Here is an 18,260-nt window from a genome sequence, read left to right on the forward strand (position 1 = left end):
CAATGAATAGAACCATCTGCGTGGCGGCCTTTGTCGTGGGCCTGCTCGCCGTGTCCTGGGTCGGTGCCGGATACATCGGCTCCAGTCCCCTGGCGCTGACCATGACGGCCCTGATCGGTGTTGTCTACGCGATTGGCGCCCTGGAGCTGTTTCGCTTCCATCGCGCCACGACCGCGCTGACACAGGCATTGAACGCCATTCCCGGGGACCTCTCGCATCCCGATGAATGGATCGGCCGCCTGCCTGCCGCCCTGCGCAATCCGGTGCGCCTGCGCATCGAAGGTGAGCGTGCCGGCATGCCCGGCCCGGCCATCGCCCCCTATCTGGTGGGTCTGCTCGTCCTGCTGGGCATGCTCGGCACCTTTCTCGGCATGGTGGTCACCCTCAACGGCGCGGTGATCGCACTCGAAAGCACGACCGACCTGCACACCATCCGCAGCGCCCTCGCCGCGCCGGTCAAGGGGCTCGGCATCGCGTTCGGCACCTCGGTTGCCGGTGTCGCGGCGTCGGCCATGCTGGGCCTGATCTCCGCGCTGTGCCGGCGCGCGCGCCTTAACGCGGCGCAACTGCTCGACACCCGCATCGCCACCGTCCTGCGCGGTTTCTCCCTTACCCACCAGCGTCAGGAAACCTTCAAGGCCATGCAACGCCAGGCCGAGGTTCTGCCTGAGCTTGTAGACAAGCTGCAGGCGATGATGACGCAGATGGAGCGCAACAGCAGCGCATCGAACGAACGTCTGCTCGCCGAGCAGACCCGTTTCCACATCGAGACCAAGGGCCTGTACACGGACCTGGCCGCATCGGTCGATACCTCGCTCAAGCACAGCCTGACCGAGAGCGCCCGGCTTGCAGGCGAGACCATCCAGCCGGTCGTCACCGCAACGATGGACGGCATCGCGCGCGAAACGAGCGCGCTGCAGGAACGCGTGGCCGAAGCGGTCAGGACGCAGCTGGAGGGCATTTCAGCGCGTTTCGACACCACGGTGAGCACCGTGACCGATACCTGGACGGCGGCACTGGCCCAGCATGAACGCAGCAGCGAGCGCTTCAGCGCCAGCCTGCAACAGGCGCTGACAGCCTATACCGACACCTTCGCCCAGCGCTCGGGCGCCATGCTCGAATCGGTGGAACAGGCCCACACCGGGCTGCGCAGCGAGCTCGCCACCACGACGGCCGCGATGGCACAGGAAACAGGCGCCCTGCACGCCCGACTGGCCACCGCAGTCGAGACCCAGCTCGACGGACTCTCGAGCCGGTTCGACGCCACCGTGACAACCGTGGCCGACACCTGGACGACGGCACTCTCGCGCCATGAAGACGCCAGCGAGAAGCTCACCGCAACAATGCACACTGCGCTGGAAGCCTTCGCCGACACCTTCGCCAGTCGCTCGTCCACCCTGCTCGCCTCACTCGGCGAAAGCGCCTCGGCGCTGCAGGCGGATCTGGCCGCAAAAGACGATGCCCGGCTGGCAGCACAGACCCGCGCAATGGAGACCATGGCGGCCGCGCTGCAGCAGGAATGGCGGCAGGCAGGCGAGCGGACACTCGCCCAGCAGGAACAGATCTGCACCACCCTGGGCGAAACCGCCCGCAACATCAGCGCCGAAGCAAAAGCGCAGGCGACCGGCACCATCGATGAAGTCGCGCGCCTGATGCATACCGCAGCAGAAGCCCCGCGCGTCGCCGCCGAAGTCATCGGCGAACTGCGGCAGGAACTCTCCGCCAGCATGGCGCGCGACAACGCGCTGCTGGCCGAACGCAGCCGCATCATGGAAACCCTGGGCGGCCTGCTCGACGCCATCAACCACGCCTCCACCGAACAGCGCACCGCGATCGACGCCCTGGTGGGCACGTCCGCCGCCATGCTGGAGCGCGTCGGCGCCCGGCTCACCGAAAGCATCGAAACGGAGTCGGCGAAGATGGGTGAGGTCGCCAGCCAGATCACCGGTGGTGCGGTCGAGGTCGCAAGCCTGAGCGAAGCCTTCGGGCTCGCGGTCCAGCTGTTCAGCGAATCCAACGACAAGCTGATGACAACGCTGCAGCGCATCGAGGGCTCGCTCAACAAGTCCGTGGCCCGAAGTGACGAGCAGCTTGCCTATTACGTCGCCCAGGCGCGGGAGATCATCGACCTGAGCATCATGTCGCAGAAGCAGATCGTCGACGACCTGCAACAGCTGTCCGGCAAGCAGCCCTCGCTCGCGGCAGAGGGCTGACGATGGACGATATCGACGCCGGCATCGAGCAGTCCGCGCCGGTCTGGGCCGTCTTCGGCGACCTGATGTCAGGCCTGCTGGGTGCCTTCGTGCTGATCCTGGTCGGGGTGCTCGGCGTGCAGCTCGAGCTGATGAGCAGCCTGGAAACCGAAGTGCAGAAGCGCCAGATCGAAGAGCAGCGCCGCGAAGCGCTGGAGCAGGCGCTGGCCGTCCCGCTCGCTGCCGGCCGGGTCACCCTCAACAACGGACGTATCGGTATCAGCGGCAGTGTGCTGTTTGCGCTGAACTCCGATGAACTGCAGCCGGAAGGACGCCAGCTGCTCAAGAGTCTCGCTCCCCCGCTTGCGGCCTACCTCGGTGTCCGCGACGAAATGCTGATGGTGAGCGGCTTCACCGACGACCAACCAGTGCGCGAGAGCAATCGCCAGTTTGCAGACAATCTGGAGCTCTCGGCCCAGCGCGCGCTGACCGTGACGCGCGCGCTGATCGAAGAAGGACTTCCGTCCTCGGCGATCTTCGCCGCGGCCTTCGGCCCGGAGCAGCCGGTGGCCTCCAACGCCGACCCCGAGGGCCGTTCACGGAACCGGCGGGTAGAGATGGCGCCGGTGCCGAAGTCGGGAAAAGAATCCACTGCCGGGAGCACGGCCCCCAATGGTTGAGCCCGGGCACGCCGGGGCGGGGGCGAATCATCCACCCCCAAACACCGCCGCCGATGCACTGATCGACGCCTTGCGTGCGCGCGGCGCGGAGGGCTTCGACCCCGTCGGCTGGCGCTTCATCGAGGCCATGGCGCGACGGATGGCAGACCATCGCGGCGCTCCCCGTCGCATCCTTGAGCGCAGGCTGACGGAGATCGTGTCCGCATTCGGCGAACGCTTTGAGCGTGCCAGCGCGTCGGCACAGGACGCCCTCACCCGTGGCAAGGAAGCGTTTCCGCAGCACGCGGATGCGCTGCAACAGTACGCCGACGCCGGCGACTTCGCGGGCCTGCATCGTGCGCTCGCAAGCCTGCAGACAAGGGACATCGCGGGGCCGCTGACAGCCCTCCTCGACCATATCGGTGCGCAAGCTGCAGGCGGGCAGACCAGCGACCTCGTGCCTGGCAACCCGGTAGCGACCAGCGCGCAAGGCGAACTGAAGTCGATGCGCTACTTCCGCAGCACCTGGTCGAAACTCAGCGTCGACAAGCAATTGTCGCACTCGCTGGCGCAGGCGCCCGAGAACGCCGGCCCGCTGAACTCGCATTTCCTCGTGCTGCAGTCGCTGACCCTGATGCGTGACATCGCACCGGACTACCTCAAGCAGTTCATGTCCTACGTCGACGCCCTGCTCTGGCTCGATCAGGCGGATAGCTGCCGCAACCCGGCGCCCAAGGGCCCTGCCCGCGGCGAACGTGAGAAGAAGCGCAAACCTGCCCGCGGCAAGACAGCCTGAAACGGCGCGCGCTGACGCCCTACTTGAGATTGCCCGACAGGAACTGACGCAGGCGTTCGCTGCGCGTGTTGTCGAACACCTCGGACGGCGGGCCGTACTCTTCGGCGAGCCCCTGATGGAGGAACATCACCTTGCTCGAAACCTCGCGCGCAAACCCCATTTCGTGGGTCACCACCACCATCGTGCGACCTTCTTCGGCAAGGCCGCGCATGACCTTCAGCACCTCGCCCACGAGTTCGGGATCGAGCGCCGAGGTGGGCTCGTCGAACAGCAGCACGGCGGGCTCCATGGCCAGTGCACGGGCAATCGCCACGCGTTGCTGCTGACCGCCCGACAGATGGGCCGGATAGCTGTCCCTGAAGCGGGCAATACCGACCTTCTCCAGATAGGCTTCGGCGCGCTCGCGCGCTTCCGCCCGGGTGAGGCCGAGGACATGCACCGGGGCTTCGGTGACATTCTCGAGCACCGTCATGTGCGCCCACAGGTTGAAATGCTGGAACACCATTGCCAGCCGCGTGCGCAGGCGCTGCAGCTGTCTGGCGTCAGCCACCTTGAGGTGACCGTTGCGGTCGGGCACCAGACGGATCTCCTCGCCGCCGACGGTGATGCGCCCGGCGTCAGGCTGTTCGAGAAAGTTGATGCAGCGCAGGAAGGTGCTCTTGCCCGAGCCGGAGGAGCCGATGATGCTCACGACATCGCCCGCCTCAGTCTCGAGCGACACGCCCTTGAGCACCTCGTGGTCGCCGTAACGCTTGTGAAGATCTTCGACCGAAAGCTGGGTCATGAAATGAATCCTGAATAAAGGCGCCGGTCAGGCCTTGACCGACCCGGCCTTGCGCGGCTGCAGATGACCCAGCCAGCGCCGCTCGGCAAGCCGGAACAGGCCGACCAGGGCGAAGGTCACGCACATGTAGACCACGCCGGCGAAGATGAAGGCCTCGAAGGGAGCGAAGTGCTGCGAATAGGCGTTGCGCGCCGCACCCGTGAGGTCGACCAGGGTGATGGTGGAAGCGATGGCCGTACCGTGCAGCATGAAGATGGCCTCGTTGCTGTAGGCCGGTATCGCCCGGCGCAAGGCGCCCGGAACGAGAATGCGGCGAATCATCGTCAGCCGGCTCATGCCGCAGGCCTGTGCCGCCTCGATCTCGCCGTGCGGGGTCGCACGCAGCGCACCCGCGAGAATCTCGGTGGTATAGGCACAGGTGTTGAGCGCGAATGTCACCAGCGCGCAACCATAGGGCTCGCGGAATATCAGCCAGAAGGCGTTCCCCTCGGCCCAGCGCGCCTGAACCCATTCGAACTGGCCGAGGCCGTAATAGATCAGCAGGAGCTGCACCAGCATCGGCGTGCCGCGGAAGAAATAGCTGTAGGCCCACACCAGGCGGGAAACGACAGACGGACCCGAGGTGCGCAATACCGCCAGCGGGATGGCCAGCAGCAGGCCGGCCACGAGCGAGAGCACCGTGAGTTGCAGCGTGAGCCACAGGCCCGCGCCGTACTCCGGCAGATTCTCCGTGATGACAGCCCATTCGATCATGCCGCCACCCGCCTCACGCCAACGCTGTAACGCCGCTCGAGCGAACGGAAGAGCACGCCCGAGGCCGCCGTCATCGCCAGGTAGAAGACACACACCACCGCATAGAACAGGAAGGGTTGCTGCGTGCTGCGGCCCGCCTGGTCGGCGAGCCAGGTGAGATCCGAGAGGCCAATGATCGACACCAGCGCGGTGCTCTTCTGCATGACCTGCCAGTTGTTTCCGAGGCCGGGCAGCGCGTGGCGCAGCATCTGCGGACACAGGATGCGCCTGAACACCTGCCAGCGGCTCATCCCGTACGCGTAGCCGGCCTCGAGCTGACCCGCCGGCACCGCGAGGAAGGCACCGCGAAAGGTCTCGGTGAAATAGGCGCCGAAGATGAAGCCGAGGGTGGCTACCCCGGCTGCAAACGGGTTGACGTCAACGTAGTCCCAGCCCAGCCAGTCGGTAATCTGGTTGATGCCAATCTGCCCGCCATAGAACACCAGCAGCATCATCACCAGATCGGGAATGCCCCGCACCACGGTCGTGTACAGCACGGCCGGCGCGCGCAGCATCCTGATCCGGGACAGCTTGGCGGACGCCCCCGCAAGCCCGAGCACCAGCGCCAGCACGAGCGACAGCACGGCAACCTGCAGTGTGAGCCAGGCACCGTCGAGCAGCGAGGAAGAGTAGCCGTGCAGCATCAATGAGATCGGGACGAGGACGCCTTACTCGCCGTAGATGTCGTGCGGGAAATACTTCTTGCGGATCTCATCGTAGGTGCCGTTGGCCCGGATCGCCTTCAGCGCCGTGTTGAGCTTGTCGCGCAGCTCGGTATCGCGCTTGCGGATGGCAATGCCAACGCCTTCGCCGATCACCGCCTTCTCTTCGGCGTTACGCCCGAAAATCTGGCTGCCGGCAAAATCGTACTCCGCGCCGGCGGGTTTGGTGAGGAAGCCGCCGTCGGCCTCCAGCGCGTCCACCCAGGTCGCGTCGATGCGTCCCGCACCGAGGTCGAGGTAGACCTCTTCCTGCTTGGCATAGCGCACCAGGTCCACGCCGTGATCGGCCCAGAAGCGTCCGGCGAAATTGTCGGCGACAGTGCCGCGCTGCACACCGATGCGCTTGCCCTTGAGACTGTCCAGATCCGGCTTCAGGGCCGAGCCCTTCTTCGCCACCAGCGCGAGCGGGGTGGCGTAATACTTGTCGGTGAAATCGACCTTCTTCTTGCGCTCCGCGGTGATCGACATCGAGGCCGAGATCGCATCGAACTTTCGGCTCATGAGCGCGGGGATCATGCCGTCCCACTCCTGCTTCACCCAGGTGCATTTTGCCCTCATCTCGGCGCACAGCGCGTTGGCGATGTCGACGTCAAAGCCTTGTACGGAGCCGTCCGGCGCAGTGGTGTTGAACGGAGGGTAGGCGCCCTCGGTGGCGAAGCGGATCTGATCCCAGTCCTTGGCCATCACGGTGTGGCTGGCCAGCAGCAGCGCCGCCAGCAGCAAGCTTCTCTTCATCACGTCACTCTCCTGTTTGGGGCGCCGGCTCGATGCGCAAAAGGACACTGCGCGGGCTGCGGCGCAATGCCCGCATGATCGCAGGATCGCGCCCCGAGCTCAACGATAGTCCGCCCGGAGAAAGAAATTCCGCGTGCAGGCCGCCATCACCGAAAGAACTTCCCCTGTTCGCCCGCAGGGAGAAACAGTTTGCCGACCTCATCATCGGACAGGACAACTCAGCCCCTTGATGTCAGCCCCCTGACTTCAGGCGCTGCGCCAGGGCGTCGGCGAGCGCGTCGGCGGCGGGCGGATGGAAGCGGAAGAACAGCTCAGGCTCGACCAGCTCGAGCTCCATCAGACGGAAACCACCGTCACCCGCACGCACGAAATCCACCCGTGCATAGAGCGGCAGACTCGGGCACGCCGCGACTGCCGCCTCGGCAAAGGCGCACTCTTCGGCGCGCGGCTGATGCGCATGTACGGTGCCGCCATGATCGTCCTGAACCCTGAAATCCCCGGCTGCGGCCGTCTTGCGGATGGCGTGGGTGGTGCGTCCCTCAATCACGATCAGCGACAGCTCGCCCTCGCCCAGCACGGCAGGCTCAAAGCGCTGCACCATCATCGCTTCGGCAGCCAGGCAGCGTGCAAACACCGCTTCATGCGCGTCCAGGGCATCGCGACCGACACGATAAGTCAGCCGCGCCGCACCCGACACCACGGGCTTGAACACGACCTCGTCCCAGCCTTCTGCGTCCATGATCGCCGCAAGCGCGTGCTGCTCGCCAACATCTGCATAGCGGGTCGGGACCACGCTCACGCCTGCACGGGACAGGTCCCGCAGGTAGCGCTTGTCGAGATTCCAGCGCACCAGTTCCGCCGGGTTCTGCAGCCTGGTCTGCATCGCAGCGGCGTCGAGCCACGGCGAAAACTCGGCAAAACGATGGAAGTAGTCCCAGGTGCTGCGAAACAGCGCGGCGCGGGTGTCGCGCCAGCAAAAGTCCGGATCCGACCAGCTCACGCGTCCGACCGTGAGCCCGCGTGCGGCGAGTGCCTGCGCGACGAGACCGTCCTCGGTCGCGATCTGCGCTTCATACCAGCTGGATGTATCGAGCTTCAGGTAGCGGTCCTCGGTAAGGATCACCACGTCGAGAGCGTGATTGTTCATGTCGTCAGAAGGGCCCGTGTGGCGTCGTTTGCGCGGATTGTATCGCAGCAGCGCGGCGCGGCCGGCGGCGTGCGCTGCGCAGAAAGCGCCCGGGTCCGTGTGTCGCAGGCCGCCCCCGGATCACGCCCGCGCCCGAGTGCGCCCGTCATCGATGAAACATGCTTGCCGATGCCTCACAATGACGCACCGACCACGAACGCCACCGGAGTCCCATGAGCAGATTGCCTGCGCGAATCGTATGCCTGAGCACCGAGACCGTAGAAGTCCTGTACGCCCTCGGCGAAGCCGACCGCATCGTCGGCATTTCCGGCTACACCGTGATCCCGCCCCAGGCGCGCAAGGAGAAGCCCAAGGTGTTTGCCTTCACCAGCGGCGACCTGGAACGGATTCTGGCGGTCTCACCCGATCTCGTGCTGTGCTTCTCCGATCTGCAGGCAGACATCGCGAGCGGGCTGATCAGGGCGGGTGTGGCGGTGCACGTGTTCAACCAGCGCAGCGTCGATGACATTCTTGCAATGATCGAAACCGTGGGCCGGCTGGTGGGCGCGACAGACCGGGCCAGCGCACTGGTTGAAGAACTTGAGTGGCTGATCGAGACCACCCGCAAACGCGCCGCCGCCAACACGCGACGCCCGCGGGTGTACTTCGAGGAATGGGACGACCCGGCCATTTCCGGCATTCGCTGGGTATCGGAGCTGATCGGCATTGCCGGCGGGGATGATGTATTTGGCGAACTGGCTGCCTGCCCCGCTGCCCGGGACCGCACTCTCGCCGACCCGATGGAGGCGGCCCGCAGGGCACCCGACATCATCATCGGCTCGTGGTGCGGAAAGCGCTTTCGCCCGGAACGGGTCGCGGCCCGCCCTGGCTGGGCAGACGTGCCTGCCGTACGCAACGGACGAATCCACGAGATCAAATCCGCGGTCATTCTGTCTCCCGGGCCGGTTGCGATCCGTGAAGGCCTGCCCGCGCTTGCGCAGTACATCGCCGAATGGTCGGAAACCGCAGCCCCACCCGATGCCAAACCCACGACCTGCGCCACGGAGACGCCCGGGGAACCCGGCCAGGCAGAAACGACAGCGCGGACTTCCCGGACATGAGCGCAGACACGCCACCTGCAAAGTCCACCACGGCCGTGCTGCCTTCGCAGGACAGTGGTTATCCGAACGAGACATAGGCATAATCATTGCACACCGCCAGTCGCAGTTCGTTTTACCGCCGCTATCCGACACCAAACGGATCAACTGAATGACGCAAGCAGGGCCGCCCTCCGCGCAACCGAATACGGACGATCGAGCTTCGACTGCCCGCGCCCACGGGAAGGCGGTAGGCAGTCACGCGCCCACCCCGTCCGAGATTGCGCGGGAAGCCTTGTTGCGACTGGCGACGCAAAGAATCCCCCCGACGCCTGACAACTTCCGCGAGCAGTACTTTCAGATCGCGGGCACAGCGGCTGAGGATGCCTTTCCCGTACGAACACTGAAAGCCATTGCAGAAGCCCTGCCGCGATCCACACCGCAGGCATTGCGACTTGCCCGGATCTTCGACAAAGCCGTCTCCAGCGGGCAGTGGTCCGTCCTGCGCCAGTCGATGCTCACCATCAGTGGCATGCAGGCGAGCGAGCCCAGGCCATGGGCACAGCTGATACGGGACCTCATCCGCGAACTTGAGCGTCATCACCAACACATCACGTTGGGACGCAAGCGCGACTCGCTCGAACATGTGCTGGCGGCCGGTGCCGACCCCGAGCAGCTTCACCAGCGACTTCACGCCCTTGTACGGAACTGGCACGAACAGGCAGGCAGTGAGCAGCATGCCGCCATCGCGCCAAAGGAAAACACGCCTCCGCCCCCCCCTGACGCACTCGGGCCACTGCTCGCCAAGCTCCTGACGGGTTGCGTTGCGCCACTCTCAGGCGACGAGGCGCTCACCTCCGAAGCCAAAGCCATCGCCGCCCTGGTTGTGGCGCCGGCAAGCCCCGAACAGGTCGCGGACCTCACTGCGCGCGTCGACCGCCTGATTGCGCGCGTTACGTGGTCTGGCGACGAACAGCGGGAGATTCGGCAGGCACTGCTCAACCTGCTGAGGCTGATCGTCGACAATATCCGCGAACTGATCGTCGATGACAGCTGGCTGCACGGGCAGCTGTCGTTGATTGCGGACACTTTCAACCAGCCCCTGGACCTGCGACTGCTCGACGACGTCGAACGCAGGCTGCGCACGGTCATCGACAAGCAGAGTCAGCTGAAACACCAGCTGACCGACGCACAGCAGAAGCTCAAGTCGATGCTGACGGGCTTCATCGACCAGCTGTCGGCCTTCTCCACGTCCACCGAGCACTACGAGGTCGTGCTCACCGAAAGCGCGCGCCGGATCAGTGAAGCGCACGACATCAAGGAGCTTTCGGACGTCGTCGAAGAAGTGCTGCGCGAGACGCAGAGCACGCAGGAATCCGCACACCGCTCGGGCGAGGAGCTCTCGCGCCTGCGCGAACAGGTTGAGTCGGCAAATCAGCAGATCGTCCAGCTGCAGCGCGAACTCGACGAAACCAGCGAGCTTGTACGCCACGACCCGCTGACCGGCGCGCTGAACCGCAAGGGTCTGGATGAAGCGCTCGAGCGCGAGATTGCACGCATGCGCCGGTTCGGCACATCGCTGAGCCTCGCCCTGCTGGACGTCGACAACTTCAAGCAGATCAATGACGCACACGGCCATGTGGTGGGCGATAACGCGCTCCGGCACCTCGCCCGCGTGGTGAAGGACACGCTGCGCCCGCAGGATTCGATCGCGCGTTATGGCGGCGAGGAATTCCTCATCCTGCTGCCGGAAACCGAGCCTGAACAGGCACAGATCATCCTGATTCGACTCCAGCGCGAGCTCACGCGCCGTTATTTCCTCGCCCAGCATGAGCATCTGCTGATCACCTTCAGCGCGGGCATTGCCTGCCTTGGTGACACCGAAGATCCGATGAAGGCGATCGAACGCGCCGACAAGGCCATGTATGCCGCAAAACGCGCGGGCAAGAACCGGGTGATGAACTCGGCCTGATACGCGCGTACTGCGCACCCCGTACTCAGCCCCCCGTACTCAGCCCCCCGTACTCAGTCCCCCATTCCAGAGCCATATGGCAGAGCCTACGAACCCCTCCGAGATTGCGCGCGAGACACTGCGCCAGCTCGCGATGCGACGCACCCCGCCGACCCCGGAGAACTACCTGCGCCTGTATCACGAGATCGCCGGCACCAAGCCAGCCGCCGCGCCGGTTCCCGAGCGTTTCATGCGCCGTATCGCCCAGCAGTTGCCGCGAGACACGGCAGAGCGACAGCGTCTCGCGCGACAGCTCGACCAGGCACTGAACGAAGCCGACACAGGCGCTGCAGAGCGCGCGCTCGACCAGTACCTGGCGAGCCAGAGTGCGGAGAAGCCGCAGGCATGGAATGAGCTCATCGCCACCTTGCTGCGCCAATGGGAAGGAAGGCAGCTCGGATGGACCTCGGCACGCAAACGCGAATCGCTCGAACGCGTGCTCGGCGCGAGCGATCCCAATACCCTGCACACGCGCCTTCAGGCCCTGCTGAGGGCATGGGGGCAGGCGCCGGTCGACCCCGAGCGCCCTGCGCCCTGCGATACGCCGGAACTGCCCGATCAGACCGAACAGCCCCTGCAGGCGACAGCCAGAGCGGCGCCGGCGGCCCCCACGACGGGCTCACTGATTGCCGCGGACGCCGACGCAGCCGAACTGATCGAAGCCTTGCGCGAGTTGCTCGCGCTGACCATGGAGTCGGTACTGCCCGCCTTCCTGGCCGAGCACCCCGAGCTGATCAGCGACGCCAGGCTCATCGCAAATGCAACGCGAAGCGCCACCGACGCGCGTGCGCTTGCCGTTGTCGGCAAACAGCTGCGCAAGTTCGCTCACCGCCTCGAACTCACCGCTGCAGACGATTCCGAGGTCCGCGCCGGCCTGCTCGACCTGCTCAAGCTGCTGCTGGAGAACATCGACCAGCTGGTCATCGACGACCAGTGGCTCGGCGGCCAGATCGAGATGCTGCGGGACATCGTCGACAAACCCGCGACCCCCCGCCTGATCGACGACGCCAGCCGGCGCCTGAAGGAGGTCATCTACAAGCAGAGCCAGCTCAAGCACAATCTCTCGCAAGCCCAGCGCATGCTCAAGGAGATGCTTGCCGGCTTCGTGGACCAGCTTGCCAGCTTCGCCGAGTCAACCGGCAGCTATCACGACCGCATGGGAAGCTGCGCACGGAAGATTGCCGCAGCACGCGACATCTCCGAGATCGGTCATCTGCTCGACGAGGTCATGACCGAGACCCGCAGCATCCAGATCCAGGCCGAGCGCTCGCGCGATGACCTTTCAGCCGCGCGGCAACGTGCCCTCGATGCAGAGCAGCGGATCGACAGCCTGCACAAGGAACTCGAAGAAGCCAGCCACCTGGTGCGTCACGACCAGCTCACCGGCAGCCTCAACCGCCGCGGCCTCGAAGAAGTCTTCATCCGCGAAGCGGCGCGGGCACAGCGGCATGAGGTCCCGCTGTGCGTCGCCCTGCTCGACATCGACAACTTCAAGAAGCTTAACGACACGCTCGGCCACCAGACGGGCGACGACGCCCTCGTGCATCTGTCGCGGGTCGTGCGCGAGAACCTCCGTCCGCAGGACACGCTCGCCCGCTATGGCGGCGAAGAGTTCGTCATCATCCTGCCCGAGACCACCCTGGAGCAGGCCGAGCAGACGCTGGTGCGCCTGCAGCGCGAGCTCACCCGCGTGTTCTTCATGGCCGGCGAACAGCGGGTCGTCATCACCTTCAGTGCCGGCGTGACCGCACGCGCACACGGGGAAACAATCGACGTGGTGCTGGCACGCGCCGATGCGGCCATGTACGAAGCCAAGCAGAGCGGAAAGAACCGTGTCGTGAGATGCAGGATTGCCCAGGAAGCAGGCAATGAGGCGCTCTGAGAAGCCGTGCTTGGCGCCAGAGCGCGAGGGTCGACTACAATACGCTTCGTCAATATTCGCTGCGCACTCATGACAGGCAAATTTCCGCTGCAACCGCTGCTCGATCTGGCCAATACCCGCATGGATGACGCTGCGCGTCGCCTTGGTGAGCTGATCGCATCCGAACGCAGTGGCCAGCAGAAACTCGAAATGCTTGAGAACTATCGAGCCGAGTACCGGGAGCGCTTTGTCGATGCAGCCCGCGCCGGCATCGGGCCGGACGAACTGCGCAATTACACCGCCTTCATCAACCGCATCGACGACGCCATCGCTGCACAGCACGTGGTTGTCGAACAGTCGCGAAATCATACCAGTCAGGGCCAGAAGGTCTGGATGGCACAGCGCAACAAGGTGCGAGCCTTCGACACCCTGTCCCAGCGCCACCAGGACCAGCAATCGCGCCATGAGTCCCGCCAGGAGCAACGCACCAGTGACGAACACGCGGCGCGTCAGCACCTTGAGCGCGACGGCGACTGAGCGCCAGAGTTGGCACGCTTTCTGCTAATACCAAGCGTGACACACGCTGAAGAGGGCAAGACCATGGCATCCCAGATTGCATCCAGTTCGCAGACCTTTCCCTTCCTGTCGACCGCCGGAAGCATGGCGAACAGCAGCGCCTATTCCCGAGACGCCGCTTCGTCAGGCTTCTCCGACGTGCTGCGCGGACAGCTACGGAGCAAGGACACCAGCGCCCGCCAAGAGGCAACTTCGAGCACGGACCGCATTCAGGACGCGCAGTCCCGGCCCGACTCCAGATCCGAATCGCGGTCCGAATCCGCCTCGAAATCCGAGAGAGAGCGCGAGTCTCGAGCGTCGGACCGCGCCGATGCGGCACACAACGAACCCGCCCAGCGCGACACGGCTGCTTCAGACACACAGACCGAAAGTGAAGTGACGACGGAGGCCCCTGCGACGGCCGAAGCGGCAAACGAGCCCACCGAGCCGGCAATGGCAATTGCCGGTCTGCCGGCAGCGATTGCCGCCCTGCTGCCCGGCGCCAGGGAGCGTGCGGGCACGACTGCGGTCGCTGCAGACGGGTCAAACAAGGCCGGCCTTGCCGCGAGTATCGCCCTGGCGGGTGACACCCAAGGGAAATCACTTCAGAATTCCGCCGATCCGCTCCCGAAGCCAGCCCCGAACTTCGCTCAGGCCGGCCAGCAGGGGCAAAGTGCGATCCCGCTGCAGCTCAGACCCGAAGCACTGTCCGGCTTCGCAGAGCGCGCAGCAACGGCCTTGCAGACGGTCAGCGCAGACATGCCAGATGGCGCGCAGGCCTCGTTCATGCACTCGCTGCGCCAGCCGGGCCAGATCACGACGTCGGCGCCGCAACTGGCCGTTGCCACGCCCGCAGGCCAGGCCGCCTGGGCAGACGAGGTCGGCAGCCGGGTCATGTGGATGGTCGGCCGAGCGGAGAGCAAGGCAGAACTGGTACTCACGCCGCCGCATCTGGGCAAGGTCGAGGTCTCGATCAACCTGAACGGCGATCAGACCACCGCCCAGTTTGTCGCTGCGACCCAAGCGGCGCGCGACGCCCTGGAGCAGGCCATGCCCAAGCTGCGCGAGATTCTGGCGCAGTCGGGCATCAGCCTCGGGCAGGCCAATGTGAGCACGTCGGGCGAGCAGCAGGCCTCGGGTGACGATCGCGGTCAACGTAGCGGTCGCGGCGGCATCGGACAGAGCGACATGGACGCAGGTGGGGCCGCACCGGCCACGCGCTGGGTCAGACAAATTGAAGGGCTGGTCGACACCTTCGCCTGAAGCGCATGAATAAGGGGCACTCTGCCCCACTTTTCCGCGCTTGGGCCGAGATGGCGATGAGCCATAATCCAGGCGTAGGAAAAGGAGAGTTTCATGGCGAAAGCCCCAAACAAGCCGGAAGCACCCGCAGGTGATGCACCACCCAAGAAGGGTGGCAAGATGCTGATGATCATCATCATCGTGGTGCTGGTTCTGCTGATCGTTGTCGCCGGCGCAATCGGCGCGCTCATCCTGCTCAAGAAAGGTGGCGGCGAAAACGGCGATCATGCGGAAGCCCCGGCAGCCGTGGCCCCGCCAAGTGCTGTGGATCTGAGCCGGCCGCCGGTCTTTGCCGCGCTCGACGCATTCACCGTGAACCTGCGCCGGGAAGAGGGCGACCACTACCTTCAGGCCATCATCGCGCTGCGTGTGACCGACCAGAAGACGGCCGATGCACTCAAGGGCTTCATGCCCGAGATCCGGCATCGCATCAACCTGCTGCTGTCGAGCAAGCTTCCGTCCGAGGTGCAGACCATCGAGGGACGCGAGGCACTCGCACTGGAGATTCTCGACCAGGTCAACAGTGCGCTGGGCTTCCCCCCTCCGCCCCCCGGCCAGAGGATGACGGTGGCGACACCGGTCCAGTCGGTTCTGTTCAACTCGTTCATCATTCAGTAACGAGGCCGCCATGTCTTCGGACTTTCTCTCCCAGGAAGAAGTTGATGCGCTGCTCCGCGGCGTCAGCGGGGAGTCCGACGAGCCGGCCGAAGAACAGGTCGACGACGGGGGCGTGCGCCCCTACAACATGGCCACGCAGGAACGCATCGTGCGTGGGCGCATGCCCACCATGGAGCTCATCAACGAGCGCTTTGCCCGTTACCTGCGGATCGGCCTGTTCAACTACATGCATCGCAATGCCGAGGTCTCCGTCGGTCCGATCAGGGTGCAGAAGTACGCCGAATTCGTGCGCAACCTGGTGGTCCCGACCAACCTGAACCTGGTTGTTGCCAAACCCCTGCGCGGCACAGGGCTGGTGGTATTCGATCCCAACCTGGTCTTTCTCGTCGTCGACAACATGTTCGGCGGCGACGGACGCTTTCACACCCGGGTCGAGGGGCGGGATTTCACCCCCACCGAGCAACGCATCATCCAGGGCATGCTGAACGTGGTCTTTGCGGAGTACAGCAAAGCCTGGGCACCGGTCTTCAAGCTAGAACTGGAATACGTCCGCTCGGAAATGAATTCGCAGTTTGCAAACATCGCGACGCCGTCCGAGATCGTGCTCGCGACCAGCTTCTCGCTCGAACTTGGCGGTGCGCAGGCGGATATGCACTTCTGTTTCCCCTACTCCATGGTCGAGCCGATTCGCGATCTGCTCTACTCCACCATGCAGAGCGACCACCTGACGCAGGACCGGCGCTGGGAGAACCTGCTGTCACGGCAGCTGCAAACGGCCGAGGTCGAGCTGACCTGCAACCTTGGCACAGCCAAGGTGAGCCTGCGCGACATCGTCAACATGCGGGTCGGCGACGTCATCCCTCTGCACGTCAACGATCTGCTCCAGGCCGAAGTCGACGGCGTGCCCATCATCGAGTGCAGGCACGGAACACAGAGCGGACAGTACGCAATCAAGGTCGAACGCTTCATCGGTAGCGAAGAGCAGGACATCAACAAGCCAGCGGGAGGCCAGAATGGCTGACGACACAGACAATCAGATCAGCGAAGACGACTGGGCTGCTGCGATGCAGGAGCAGGCCGCGACCGAGTCCGGCGTGGACAGCGAGGCCGCACAGGTTGCGGCCGACCTCGCTGCCGCCGCGATGGACGAATCGCCCTACCAGGCCAAGCCGGCCAGCCAGCTGTTCGAGGATTTCGGCTCGAGCGGCAGCAAACCGGGCGCGATCAACGATTTCGACATGATTCTGGACATTCCGGTCCAGCTCACGGTCGAGCTCGGCCGCACCAAGCTGTCGATCCGTAACCTGCTCCAGCTCGCGCACGGTTCGGTCGTCGAACTCGACGGACTCGCCGGCGAGCCCATGGACGTGCTGGTCAACGGTACGCTCATCGCCCAGGGCGAAGTCGTGGTCGTCAACGACAAGTTCGGCATCCGGCTCACCGATATCATCACCCCCGCAGAGCGCATGCGGAAGATTCGCAGCTGACTCGCGTGCAGGGGGACATCCCCCCCGCAGCCAACATCGACAAGACGCAGTGAAACCCGCCTTCAAACTGACGCCATTCCTGATGCTCCTGCTGCCTGCGCTTGCGCGGGCAGCCGACCCCGTCCCGAGCCCTGCCACCGATCTCGCGGGCAGCCTCGGCCAGATGCTGTTCGGACTGGTCGTGGTGATCGCGCTGCTGGTTGCCTGCCTCTGGGCCATCAAGCGTCTGTCCCAGCCGCGCAACGCCGCAGGCGTGCTCAAGGTCTTGGGCGCGACCGCAGTGGGCCCGCGCGAGCGTGTCGTGCTGGTCGAGACCGGCCCCAAGGTGCTGGTGCTCGGGGTGGCGCCGGGCAGCGTTCGCACCCTGCACATCATGGAAGCCTCCGATTTTCCGACCGACGCCGCCACCAACGACACGGGCACCGTCGCCGGCGGCGACTTCGCCGGGTGGTTCAGGAAAGCACTGGAGCGCCGCCATGGCGCGTAAGCACCTGCTGCAGGCCACGGTCGGGCTTGTCCTCGGCAGCGCACCTGTCCTTGCGCTGGCCCAGGCGCTGCCCGCCCTGACCACCGTACCGGCCGCCAATGGCGGCACGACCTACAGCCTCACGATCCAGACCCTGCTGCTGCTGACGATGCTCAGCTTCGTGCCGGCGATGGTGCTGATGATGACGAGCTTCACCCGCATCATCATCGTGTTTTCGCTCCTGCGTCAGGCCATGGGCACGCAGACATCGCCGCCGAACCAGGTCCTGCTCGGCCTCGCGCTGTTCCTGACCTTTTTCATCATGGCGCCGGTCGCCGACCGCGTCTATACCGACGCCTATGTGCCGATGTCCGAAGGCACGATCGGCTTCGAGCAGGCTCTGGAGCGCGCCTCGGTGCCGGTCAAGACCTTCATGCTCAAGCAGGTCCGCGAACCCGATCTGACCCTGTTTGCCGGCCTTGCCAAGGTGCCACCGGTGGAGAAGGCCGAAGATCTGCCGATGCGGGTCGTGATTCCGGCCTTCGTCACCTCGGAGCTGAAAACAGCTTTTCAGATCGGCTTCATCGTCTTCATTCCCTTCATCATCATCGACATGGTGGTCGCTTCGGTGCTGATGTCGATGGGTATGATGATGATGTCCCCGGTGATCGTCTCCCTCCCGTTCAAGATCATGCTCTTCGTCCTGGTCGACGGCTGGACCCTGCTCATCGGCTCGCTGGTTCAGAGCTTTGCGGTTTAGGCGCGCAAACATGGGAGCCCGGCCATGACCCCCACCGCAGTCATCGATCTCGGACGCCAGGCGATCGAAGTCACCCTGATGGTGTCGGCGCCGCTGTTTCTCGCCGCACTGGTGACCGGCCTGGTCATCAGCATCTTTCAGGCCGCGACCCAGATCAACGAAATGACCCTGTCTTTCGTTCCCAAGCTGATCGCCATCTTCGTCACCCTGGTGCTGGCCGGCCCGTGGATGATCACCGTACTGACCGACTTCATGCGCCGCCTGTTCGAAAACATCCCGATCATGATTGGCTGAAGG

At 64.9% G+C, this 18,260-nt stretch carries 19 protein-coding genes; 14 read left to right on the forward strand and 5 right to left on the reverse strand.

The features are described 5' to 3' along the window. The first annotated feature begins 2 nt into the window (after positions 1-2). From AC22G6_RS19895 to AC22G6_RS19905, 3 genes are read left to right on the forward strand one after another with little or no spacing between them, the layout of a single operon-like run. Complete coding sequence (locus AC22G6_RS19895) at positions 3-2,213, forward strand: DUF802 domain-containing protein (protein ID WP_487368205.1); 2,211 nt, start codon at positions 3-5, stop codon at positions 2,211-2,213. 2 nt (positions 2,214-2,215) lie between these two features. Beyond that, complete coding sequence (locus AC22G6_RS19900; protein ID WP_487368206.1) at positions 2,216-2,872, forward strand: OmpA family protein; 657 nt, start codon at positions 2,216-2,218, stop codon at positions 2,870-2,872. Beyond that, positions 2,865-3,647, forward strand: coding sequence for a DUF2894 domain-containing protein (locus AC22G6_RS19905; protein WP_487368207.1), 783 nt, complete (start codon positions 2,865-2,867; stop codon positions 3,645-3,647). The genes AC22G6_RS19900 and AC22G6_RS19905 overlap by 8 nt, the downstream gene beginning before the upstream one ends. Before the next feature lie 19 nt (positions 3,648-3,666). Here the strand turns inward: AC22G6_RS19905 and AC22G6_RS19910 are convergent, their stop codons facing one another. The 5 genes from AC22G6_RS19910 to AC22G6_RS19930 all read right to left on the reverse strand — a co-directional run bounded on the left by AC22G6_RS19910 (position 3,667) and on the right by AC22G6_RS19930 (position 7,827). Then, the gene (locus tag AC22G6_RS19910; RefSeq protein ID WP_487368208.1) at positions 3,667-4,431 is read right to left on the reverse strand and encodes an ABC transporter ATP-binding protein; all 765 of its coding nucleotides are present in this window, start codon (positions 4,429-4,431) and stop codon (positions 3,667-3,669) included. Positions 4,432-4,458: 27 nt separating this feature from the next. Then, the gene (locus tag AC22G6_RS19915) at positions 4,459-5,184 is read right to left on the reverse strand and encodes an ABC transporter permease (RefSeq protein ID WP_487368209.1); all 726 of its coding nucleotides are present in this window, start codon (positions 5,182-5,184) and stop codon (positions 4,459-4,461) included. After that, complete coding sequence (locus AC22G6_RS19920; protein WP_487368210.1) at positions 5,181-5,867, reverse strand: ABC transporter permease; 687 nt, start codon at positions 5,865-5,867, stop codon at positions 5,181-5,183. The genes AC22G6_RS19915 and AC22G6_RS19920 overlap by 4 nt, the downstream gene beginning before the upstream one ends. Before the next feature lie 24 nt (positions 5,868-5,891). Continuing rightward, on the reverse strand, positions 5,892-6,680 hold the full coding sequence (locus tag AC22G6_RS19925; protein ID WP_487368234.1) for an ABC transporter substrate-binding protein: 789 nt from the start codon (positions 6,678-6,680) through the stop codon (positions 5,892-5,894). Positions 6,681-6,912: 232 nt separating this feature from the next. After that, positions 6,913-7,827 carry an ATP-grasp domain-containing protein gene (locus AC22G6_RS19930; RefSeq protein WP_487368211.1) on the reverse strand — a complete coding sequence of 305 codons (915 nt, stop codon included), beginning with the start codon at positions 7,825-7,827 and terminating at the stop codon, positions 6,913-6,915. Positions 7,828-8,039: 212 nt separating this feature from the next. On the opposite strand from AC22G6_RS19930, the gene AC22G6_RS19935 reads away from it, so the two are divergent. From AC22G6_RS19935 to fliQ, 11 genes are all read left to right on the forward strand, one after another. Further along, positions 8,040-8,927 (forward strand): cobalamin-binding protein, encoded by an 888-nt coding sequence (locus tag AC22G6_RS19935; protein ID WP_487368212.1) that lies wholly within the window; start codon positions 8,040-8,042, stop codon positions 8,925-8,927. Between the two features lie 148 nt (positions 8,928-9,075). After that, positions 9,076-10,875, forward strand: a complete 1,800-nt coding sequence (locus AC22G6_RS19940; protein ID WP_487368213.1) for a GGDEF domain-containing protein — start codon at positions 9,076-9,078, stop codon at positions 10,873-10,875. Between the two features lie 76 nt (positions 10,876-10,951). Then, positions 10,952-12,796, forward strand: coding sequence for a GGDEF domain-containing protein (locus tag AC22G6_RS19945; protein WP_487368214.1), 1,845 nt, complete (start codon positions 10,952-10,954; stop codon positions 12,794-12,796). 69 nt (positions 12,797-12,865) lie between these two features. Continuing rightward, positions 12,866-13,312: a flagellar export protein FliJ gene (fliJ, locus tag AC22G6_RS19950; protein ID WP_487368215.1), complete on the forward strand. Its 447-nt coding sequence runs from the start codon at positions 12,866-12,868 to the stop codon at positions 13,310-13,312. A gap of 63 nt (positions 13,313-13,375) precedes the next feature. Then, the gene (locus AC22G6_RS19955) at positions 13,376-14,593 is read left to right on the forward strand and encodes a flagellar hook-length control protein FliK (protein ID WP_487368216.1); all 1,218 of its coding nucleotides are present in this window, start codon (positions 13,376-13,378) and stop codon (positions 14,591-14,593) included. A gap of 93 nt (positions 14,594-14,686) precedes the next feature. Beyond that, complete coding sequence (locus AC22G6_RS19960; RefSeq protein ID WP_487368217.1) at positions 14,687-15,250, forward strand: flagellar basal body-associated FliL family protein; 564 nt, start codon at positions 14,687-14,689, stop codon at positions 15,248-15,250. A gap of 10 nt (positions 15,251-15,260) precedes the next feature. After that, positions 15,261-16,271 (forward strand): flagellar motor switch protein FliM, encoded by a 1,011-nt coding sequence (gene fliM / locus AC22G6_RS19965; protein WP_487368218.1) that lies wholly within the window; start codon positions 15,261-15,263, stop codon positions 16,269-16,271. Then, positions 16,264-16,737 carry a flagellar motor switch protein FliN gene (gene fliN, locus AC22G6_RS19970; protein WP_108947697.1) on the forward strand — a complete coding sequence of 158 codons (474 nt, stop codon included), beginning with the start codon at positions 16,264-16,266 and terminating at the stop codon, positions 16,735-16,737. Before fliM ends, fliN begins: the two co-directional genes overlap by 8 nt. Before the next feature lie 49 nt (positions 16,738-16,786). After that, positions 16,787-17,224, forward strand: a complete 438-nt coding sequence (gene fliO, locus AC22G6_RS19975) for a flagellar biosynthetic protein FliO (RefSeq protein ID WP_487368219.1) — start codon at positions 16,787-16,789, stop codon at positions 17,222-17,224. Then, complete coding sequence (gene fliP / locus AC22G6_RS19980; RefSeq protein ID WP_108947695.1) at positions 17,214-17,963, forward strand: flagellar type III secretion system pore protein FliP; 750 nt, start codon at positions 17,214-17,216, stop codon at positions 17,961-17,963. Before fliO ends, fliP begins: the two co-directional genes overlap by 11 nt. Before the next feature lie 24 nt (positions 17,964-17,987). Next, positions 17,988-18,257 (forward strand): flagellar biosynthesis protein FliQ, encoded by a 270-nt coding sequence (fliQ, locus tag AC22G6_RS19985; protein WP_108947694.1) that lies wholly within the window; start codon positions 17,988-17,990, stop codon positions 18,255-18,257. The last annotated feature ends 3 nt before the right edge of the window (positions 18,258-18,260 follow it).

This window comes from Parazoarcus sp. PS-13 R2A, assembly GCF_057621855.1.

Excerpts from the sequence above, each read along its gene's own strand:
- AC22G6_RS19895 (WP_487368205.1), top strand. The coding sequence starts at position 3 with ATGAATAGAACCATCTGCGTGGCGGCCTTTGTCGTGGGCCTGCTCGCC.
- AC22G6_RS19900 (WP_487368206.1), top strand. The coding sequence starts at position 2,216 with ATGGACGATATCGACGCCGGCATCGAGCAGTCCGCGCCGGTCTGGGCC.
- AC22G6_RS19905 (WP_487368207.1), top strand. The coding sequence starts at position 2,865 with ATGGTTGAGCCCGGGCACGCCGGGGCGGGGGCGAATCATCCACCCCCA.
- AC22G6_RS19910 (WP_487368208.1), bottom strand. The coding sequence starts at position 4,431 with ATGACCCAGCTTTCGGTCGAAGATCTTCACAAGCGTTACGGCGACCAC.
- AC22G6_RS19915 (WP_487368209.1), bottom strand. The coding sequence starts at position 5,184 with ATGATCGAATGGGCTGTCATCACGGAGAATCTGCCGGAGTACGGCGCG.
- AC22G6_RS19920 (WP_487368210.1), bottom strand. The coding sequence starts at position 5,867 with ATGCTGCACGGCTACTCTTCCTCGCTGCTCGACGGTGCCTGGCTCACA.
- AC22G6_RS19925 (WP_487368234.1), bottom strand. The coding sequence starts at position 6,680 with ATGAAGAGAAGCTTGCTGCTGGCGGCGCTGCTGCTGGCCAGCCACACC.
- AC22G6_RS19930 (WP_487368211.1), bottom strand. The coding sequence starts at position 7,827 with ATGAACAATCACGCTCTCGACGTGGTGATCCTTACCGAGGACCGCTAC.
- AC22G6_RS19935 (WP_487368212.1), top strand. The coding sequence starts at position 8,040 with ATGAGCAGATTGCCTGCGCGAATCGTATGCCTGAGCACCGAGACCGTA.
- AC22G6_RS19940 (WP_487368213.1), top strand. The coding sequence starts at position 9,076 with ATGACGCAAGCAGGGCCGCCCTCCGCGCAACCGAATACGGACGATCGA.
- AC22G6_RS19945 (WP_487368214.1), top strand. The coding sequence starts at position 10,952 with ATGGCAGAGCCTACGAACCCCTCCGAGATTGCGCGCGAGACACTGCGC.
- fliJ (WP_487368215.1), top strand. The coding sequence starts at position 12,866 with ATGACAGGCAAATTTCCGCTGCAACCGCTGCTCGATCTGGCCAATACC.
- AC22G6_RS19955 (WP_487368216.1), top strand. The coding sequence starts at position 13,376 with ATGGCATCCCAGATTGCATCCAGTTCGCAGACCTTTCCCTTCCTGTCG.
- AC22G6_RS19960 (WP_487368217.1), top strand. The coding sequence starts at position 14,687 with ATGGCGAAAGCCCCAAACAAGCCGGAAGCACCCGCAGGTGATGCACCA.
- fliM (WP_487368218.1), top strand. The coding sequence starts at position 15,261 with ATGTCTTCGGACTTTCTCTCCCAGGAAGAAGTTGATGCGCTGCTCCGC.
- fliN (WP_108947697.1), top strand. The coding sequence starts at position 16,264 with ATGGCTGACGACACAGACAATCAGATCAGCGAAGACGACTGGGCTGCT.
- fliP (WP_108947695.1), top strand. The coding sequence starts at position 17,214 with ATGGCGCGTAAGCACCTGCTGCAGGCCACGGTCGGGCTTGTCCTCGGC.
- fliQ (WP_108947694.1), top strand. The coding sequence starts at position 17,988 with ATGACCCCCACCGCAGTCATCGATCTCGGACGCCAGGCGATCGAAGTC.